Source organism: Lysinibacillus sphaericus (assembly GCF_015844675.1).
Taxonomy (GTDB): Bacteria; Bacillota; Bacilli; order Bacillales_A; family Planococcaceae; genus Lysinibacillus; species Lysinibacillus sphaericus_E.
Genome location: NZ_LDGC01000073.1, coordinates 175,081 through 182,934, shown reverse-complemented (window position 1 = coordinate 182,934; position 7,854 = coordinate 175,081). Strand labels below are relative to the sequence as shown.

At 35.6% G+C, this 7,854-nt stretch carries 6 protein-coding genes; all 6 read left to right on the top strand.

Features of this window, described 5'->3' with window-relative positions:
* The first annotated feature begins 795 nt into the window (after positions 1–795).
* The 6 genes from ltrA (at position 796) to tlp (ending at position 7,452) form a co-directional block, all read left to right on the top strand.
* On the top strand, positions 796–2,568 hold the full coding sequence (gene ltrA / locus ABE34_RS18640) for a group II intron reverse transcriptase/maturase (protein WP_197139928.1): 1,773 nt from the start codon (positions 796–798) through the stop codon (positions 2,566–2,568).
* A gap of 214 nt (positions 2,569–2,782) precedes the next feature.
* Positions 2,783–2,959, top strand: coding sequence for a hypothetical protein (locus ABE34_RS18635; protein WP_197143946.1), 177 nt, complete (start codon positions 2,783–2,785; stop codon positions 2,957–2,959).
* A 299-nt stretch (positions 2,960–3,258) separates the two neighbouring features.
* Entirely contained in the window at positions 3,259–4,005 is a 747-nt protein-coding gene (locus ABE34_RS18630; protein WP_197143945.1) for a creatininase family protein, read from the top strand.
* Positions 4,006–4,452: 447 nt separating this feature from the next.
* On the top strand, positions 4,453–5,394 hold the full coding sequence (locus ABE34_RS18625) for a rhodanese-related sulfurtransferase (protein ID WP_197143944.1): 942 nt from the start codon (positions 4,453–4,455) through the stop codon (positions 5,392–5,394).
* Between the two features lie 217 nt (positions 5,395–5,611).
* A complete protein-coding gene (locus tag ABE34_RS18620) occupies positions 5,612–6,973 on the top strand; it encodes a TraB/GumN family protein (protein ID WP_197143943.1) in 1,362 nt (453 codons plus the stop codon).
* 242 nt (positions 6,974–7,215) lie between these two features.
* Positions 7,216–7,452, top strand: a complete 237-nt coding sequence (gene tlp, locus ABE34_RS18615) for a small acid-soluble spore protein Tlp (RefSeq protein ID WP_079562112.1) — start codon at positions 7,216–7,218, stop codon at positions 7,450–7,452.
* Positions 7,453–7,854 lie beyond the last annotated feature (402 nt).

The window sequence follows — 7,854 nt, the reverse complement described above, 5'->3', positions numbered from 1 at the left end:
GTGCGAAATGTTTCTAGTTTAAATTGAGAATGGTCACATTACTCAGGTAAAGGCTAGACAGTTCCTTTCGGAACTGAAGGGTTATATCGAAGAATCAAATGATGAGGTAACGCTCGGAAGGGTTCTCTCTTAGTCGAATAGCACTGGATTTAGTAAGAATGATTGTGTTATAAGCTCGGTGAAAAGGCGTGAGAAATTACCGTACCAGGTCCGCTGACGAAAGCCTACTCGAGGGAGTGGTGTAATTCATGATGCTTGAGTTGAATGAATATGGTGAGAATGCAAATAAACCGAAAAGAAATGGTTAAGCTGACGAACTTCTGAATGTACGGGTCTAGAACTGCGATACATAGAAATGTGTATATCACCAAATTGTGAGGTTAGATGTGGGTGAGTAAGACTAACTAATATGAAAATCCATGATACGTTACAGGCGTATGTATCTAACAGGCTTAGAGGAAGCACCTAAGTTCATTCTATAATAGATATAATTCAACGTTTTAAGCTGATAACGTGGAGGGCTTACTCCCCTAAGAAACGTTGACAAGGAAAGCAATAATGATACTAGTTACTGTATAACTTGCCTTTATATCAGTGAAAGTGGTGGCACAGTACCAATGAAGTGTCTAATCCACATGGAGGGATAGCCACTAGACTAATAAAGATTTATTCAACCAAGTAAGGCAGTTCTTTATCGATTAATAAGGTTCTTGTGAGACTAATAGAGGTTTAACTCCAAAAGGAGTCACCGACTTATTGAAACGGAAGAAACTGAGACACAATGAGTATTATAGTATGCAAGATTGTTTTGATACACTCTACGCTCAAAGTGTTTGTGGTCATCATTTCTATAACTTAACAGAATTAATGAGTTCTAAGGATAATATACGTCTTGCCTACCGAAACATCAAAAGAAATACAGGTAGCAAAACTGCGGGAATCGATAAATTAACAATTAATGATATTCTGCATTTACCAGTTGTAGATGTAATAGCTAAAGTTCAAGGTATGTTCAAATGGTATGAACCACAACCAGTTAGACGGGTTTTCATTCCAAAAGGAGTAGATAAAACTAGACCTTTAGGGATACCGACGATATGGGATAGAATTTTTCAACAATGTGTACTGCAAATTTTAGAGCCAATCTGTGAAGCTAAATTCCATAAACATAGTTATGGTTTTAGACCAAATCGCAACACTCATCATGCCAAAGCTAGACTTGAATTTCTCATTAACCAATCTGGACTACATTATTGTGTTGACGTAGATATTAAAGGTTTCTTCGATAATGTAAATCATAGCAAACTTTTAAAACAAATGTGGTCAATAGGCATTAGGGATAAATCCCTTCTTTCTATTATATCTAGGTTATTAAAAGCAGAGATTGTAGGAGAAGGTATTCCTACAAAAGGAACACCGCAAGGTGGTATTCTTTCACCTTTATTATCTAACATTGTGTTAAATGAATTGGATTGGTGGGTTAGTGACCAATGGGAAACATTTGAAAGCAATTATACGTATTCGACTAATGGTAGTAAGTATCAGCAATTAAAGAAATCGAGTTTGAAAGAGTGTTTTATTGTCCGTTATGCGGATGATTTTAAGGTGATGTGCCGAACAAGGTCACAGGCAATTAAAATAAATTATGCATTAAAAGAATTCTTGAAAAAGAGATTACACTTGGAGACGAGTGAAGAAAAATCAAAGGTCGTGAACTTAAAGAAAAACTCTTCAGAGTTTCTAGGATTTACAATAAAAGCCATAAGAAAAGGTAAGACCAGATTTGGTTTCGTAGCAAAGTCTGATATGTCAAAAAAGGCTAAAGCAAATGCCTTTCAAAAGATTAAAGAAGCGATAAAAGTAATCAAGAGAAAACCCTGCATTCAGACCGTTTGGAATTTTAATACCGTTGTAATGGGTATCCAAAACTATTACTCAGCTGCAACTCAAATTACAATTAACTTGAATGAGTTAAATCTATATCTACGCAAGACGTTATACAATCAACTAAAGAATATTCGAACAGAGGCAAGTTTTCATGAGATGTCAAAGACATTACAGAAGCGATACAAAGGATATAAGTCCAAACTATTTAAAATACAAAATATGGTCTTTGTCCCCATCCATGCGCAACGATGGAGAAAAACACTTGGTTTCTCCCAAGTGATATGTAACTATACTGCCGAAGGCAGAGCAAAAATTCACAATAGCCTAAAGGCTATCAATAAAAATACGCTTTCTTACGTCATGAGAAACTACATTCCAAACAGATCTATTGAATATAACGACAACAGAATAAGTAAGTTTATTGCCCAGTATGGCAAATGTGCAATTTTAGGTGAAGAATTAGGTATTATCGACTGGCATTGTCATCATATTAATCCTTTTCACATTTCAAAAGATGATAGCTACTCAAATTTAATAGTTTTGAATAAGGCTATACATCAACTTATACATTTGAAAGACAAAGTAAAAATTGAAAAGTTCCTAAAAGCTGTAAAGCTTACAAATAAGCAATTAGAAAAAGTAAATAACTTACGACTGAAATGTAACAATGAAATAATCTAACTTTGGAAAATCTTCACTCGGCTGCTTAAAACATAGAAAGAATAAATTGGATTAGTTGGAACGCCGTATGCGGTGAAAGTCGCACGTACGGTGTGAACAGGGGGAAAAGCCAGCGATAACTTCAAAGGCTTACCTATCTGTATGAAGAAGCGTTGCAAGAAACTTAAATAATAAATTAAACTTACTAGTAATCAATTTGTAGGAGAGAAATGCAATGAGTCAAAATGATAAAAGAAAAATATTTAAATACAATGAAGATGATATTCTAGAGATATTATCAGAATATCTTGGTGATGAAACTGGATTCGATACGTATCAGTCTACAGCTATGCTTTTAGGTACTCCAGGTAAAGACTTAAGATTAATTGCTGTCATTGGCAACGGAAATTGATGATGATATAACCAAGTTAAATTTAGAGGAAATTGATAATGAAATAGACTATAATGGGACACATTCTGATTTAGATGATAGGTTTTTAAGATAACGATAAAAAATAAAACGATATCTTGTTCGACTAACGGAGCAGGTTTGTTAAAAAAAGTTTACGACTTTTATTCTGCCTACTGTGATCGTTCCATTTAATATAAACGGAAAATTATTATTAGTGATACAGTTAAAGTATTCCAGTCTTTATAGAATTAGATTGTTGTTATTATAAAGCAATAGAAAATTTATTGATGGAGGTATTTATGCTAAGTTTTAAAAATTCGACAACAGAAGTTACCGACAGTGGAACAGATACTGCTATTTTATCAGTTGGGGCTACGGAACAATTTGGACCATATTTGCCGATGCATTTAGATACATTAATTGCAGAAAAATATGCAGAATACTTTGGTGAAGCATTAAATGCTTATGTATTACCAGCTATTCCATTCAACACATCAGAGGAGCATGCTAATTGCAAAGGTACAATTACCGTAAGTCCAACAGTTTTGACAACAATGTTAGAAGAAATAATAGTTAATTTGAATAGGCAAGGGTTCAAAAAGTTTGTCCTTTGTAATGGTCATGGAGGTGCATATTGGGAATCGGCATTTGTTAAGCATATTAACTACAAGTATCCAGAATTGATTTTAATTACTACGTATCGTCATTTAGCGTGGGAAGAAGCATTAGAAGAGGTTGGGTTAGAAGTTCTGAATGAGATGCATGCAGGACTGCTATCTGTTTGTACTGCAATGTGGTTATGTCCAGATTTAGTTAAACTTGAATCAATGGGTTCTGATGTACCAACAGAAAATAGACAATTTGCTGACTATATTTTTTGGGATAAATTAACCAAAGACGGTTGTTGGGGTAAGTTTGATAAAAATGTATATTCTCCAGATCAACTTGCTGAAATTGGTGAGAAGTTTTGGACTTCATTTATTTCTAAAAGAAGTGAGAATTTAAAATCAATACTTGAAGAAGCATATCGAAGAAAAATGTCTTAGTCAAATTAGTGCTTAGTAAAATGTTTGTGAAAGATTAGTACTTAAACAAACGGGTGCTTTAGTAGAATATTCGATTTCCGAAATGATCAATTTTTATTACAGAAAGCACTATACAGAAATGAAAAACAGCCCCTATTTTGATCAATATTTGTTCAAAATAGGGGCTATGATTTTCTATAAGAAACATCATTTATAGCTGCATTTTAATCAATCTTTATTCCAAATCAACAACAGGTCCTTTACTATATTGATTTCATTAACTGGATCGGCTATTTCTAGCTAGTTTAAATCCGTTGATCACTTCACAAGTTCTTTAAAAACATTATTGTATACCCTTTTCAGCCTAATTACCGATAGCATATTAAATGATTATCTTTTATGTTTAATAGGTCGTAAAAGACACTATCGGGTATATCCTGCAAATATATGAAATGATAGGTGGAAAAAATGAATTATCAAGTTTTATTATATTACCATTACACGAAAATCGAAGATCCAGCTGCGTTTTCAGCAACGCACTTAGCAATGTGTAAAGAAATCGGTTTAAAAGGTCGCATTTTAGTAGCCAATGAGGGCATTAACGGTACTGTTTCAGGTACGATTGAGCAAACAGAGCAATATATGGCAAACATGCAAGCAGACCTATTATTTGAAGGCATTGTCTTCAAAATTGATGCGGCAGATAGGCATACATTCAAAAAAATGCACGTACGCCCACGTCCTGAGTTAGTAAACTTAGGCTTAGAAGAAGACGTAAACCCACATCAATTAACAGGTCGCTACCTGTCACCAGAACAATTCCTTGCTGAAATGCAAGATGAAAATACAGTAGTATTAGATGTGCGTAACACGTATGAATACGATGTCGGCCATTTTCGTGGCGCAATTCGACCAGATGTACAAAACTTCCGCGATACACCGGAATGGGTACGTGCAAACCACGAGCTATTCGAAGGGAAAAATGTTTTAACATACTGCACGGGCGGGATTCGTTGTGAGAAGTTTTCGGGCTGGATGAAACGTGAAGGCTTTGGCGATGTTGGTCAATTACACGGCGGTGTTGCAACATACGGAAAAGACCCTGTTGCGAAAGGCCAATTATGGGACGGTCAAATGTACGTATTTGATGAGCGTTTAACGGTGCCAATCAATCAAGTAGAGCATGTTATTATCGGTCGTGATCACTATGACGGCGAACCTTGTGAACGTTACATTAACTGTGCAAACCCTGAATGTAACAAGCAAATCATTGCATCAGAAGAAAATGAAGCAAAGCATTTAGGGGGCTGTACATTCGAATGTACAAAGCATGCGCGAAACCGCTACATCGTGCGTCACAATTTAACAGAAGAGCAAGTAGCGCAAACAATTGAGGCGTTACAAGCATAAGCAGTAAAATAACACTTAGAATTAAACGATTATATTATTTTGCATCAAAAAATTAAACCATTTTTTTAACCCGTCTTAAAAATTAGGACGGGTTTTTTGAGTTGAGGTTAGAAAACAAATTAATACTAATTATGATTATTTTCATATTTTACATAAAATAGTTGGCAATTATATGGTAAGATATTCATGGAATAAGTATCAAGGGAGAGAAGATAATATGATGAAAAAAATACTGAAACGTACGAGTGCAGCGTTGCTTGGCGCTTCATTGATGCTGACAACGGTGGTGCCAGTGATCCATGCGGAGGAGCAATCACCTCCCCTATCATCATCGGTAAGGAATCTGGATGTTGAAACCTTAGTCGAAGGTGAAAAATACGGAATTTACCCAACTACATGGTATGATGCAGACTTCAATAAAGTAATTTCTGTGGACAAGGTAAATGAACTGCTGGCATTGACGGAAAAGAAAATTGCTTCACTAGGCTTAGCGGAAAATAAAAAGTATAAGCCAGTGAAGGTGAAGAACGATAATACACGTGGTGATATTGTAAAACGTCTGTATAATATCGTCGCACGCTATGATTTACCTGTCGGCACGGATGCCATTAAATTTATGAAAGATCATAATATATTACAAGGTTATTCAAACGAACTGAAGTTAGAGCATAAAGCAACAACGCAACAGGCTGTTCTACTAGCTTCTCGATTAATTAAGATTACCTATGAACTTGCAGAGCAAGGGGCGAAGGGAGTAGCCTGGGTAGTAGAGGATGAGGATACGACTGTGTATTTACTAGGCTCCATTCACCTAGGTACACCTGACTTATATCCATTCGATCAAAAACTAGTGAAGGCGTTCGATAAAGCGGATGCGCTATTAGTAGAGGCAAATATTCTGGATACGAAAGGGCTTGATTATTATGCGAAAAAGGCAACGTATTCAGATGGCACAACACTGAAAGATGCTGTTGCGCCAGAAACATATGCGAAGCTTGAAAAAGTTGCAAAGCTATATAATCTCCCTATGGAACAACTGACATTGCAAAAGCCTTGGACGCTGTCAAGCACCTTAGCAATGCTGTCAACAGATAATTCCTTTGGTATGACGCCACAAGAAATGGCGATGCACGGTATTGATATGTACTTTTTGTTAAATGCACAGCTGCAGCAAAAGCCAGTGATTGAATTAGAAGGTATGAAAGCACAAGTTGATATGTTTGACGCGTTATCACAAGAAACTCAGGAGCAGTCTTTAGTCGCTGTTTTGGATAACATAATCAATCCATCTGAAGAAAATCAATCTAACATTCTCCAAGAGTGGTTTACAAGCTGGAAGCAGGGGAACGTTGAAGAGTTTGCGAAAAGCTTCCAATCGATGGAAGGCGGACCGTCAGAGTACAATGAAATGCTATTTGGTTTACGAGATGAACAAATGGCAAAGAAAATCACGAATGTACTTAAAGAGAAAAAAGGTACGTACTTTGTTGTTGTTGGTTCAGGTCACTTCTTAGGTGAGAAAAGCATTCGCTATCATTTGGAGAAAGACGGGTACAAAGTGAAGCCATTTTATCAATAAAGAAAAGCCAAAGAGCATGGGGATTAATGGTTAGTTGTACCTTAATTTAGTTAAAAAAGCCTTTAAGGGGTCTATTTCCTTAAGGGCTTTTTGTCACCTCACATGGCAAGAAAACTGTCAGCCTTTCTCCAGTGCTTGTCGTGCCAAAATGGCAAAAGCACTTTTCTTAGTAAAAATTAGTGTACATATAAACATAAAAAAAATACAAACTAATTGTAACGTCGAAATTTTAGGAGGTTACCATGGCTAATTCAAGACACTCGAAACCAGATGATAGATCCAATAACGTTGAACGAATTCGTGATATCGTTAAGAATACTGAAGAAAAACTTCACGAAGCGGAAATTAGTTTGGAATTTGCAGACCCTATGCAAAGTGAAATGATTAAAGAAAAAAATAAGCGTCGTCAAAAGTCAATTGAAGGATTAAAAGAAGAAATGCAAGATGAAATGGCAGCACGTAAAAAAGGAGAAGTATAGAATTGGAGATTTAGGAAGAGGAACTACCTTTTCTCCAACCTAAAGTACTTCCCAACAATAGCAGATGGCTTAGAAGTTCTATAATGGACTTCTATATCGCCGTCTGCTTTTATTATGAGATTGTAAATGACTTATTATATCCCTTTTTAGAACATGGATTTCAACAAAAAATTGGATGACTTCCTCTGCTTTGGATTTACGAGTTAAAAGCGCTTATACAAGGAATGGACTAGAAAATATACCGAGGACGGAAGAAGATTACCACAATATATTTTTATATAGCTAAAAATAGTTAGTGGATTAGTATGTCAGAAAAAATACATATATGTAAGCTAACATCTGATTTATCATATTTAAAATAGCTAAAATTTGAACTCCGCGCTTTGAAATTGTTTCAAAATG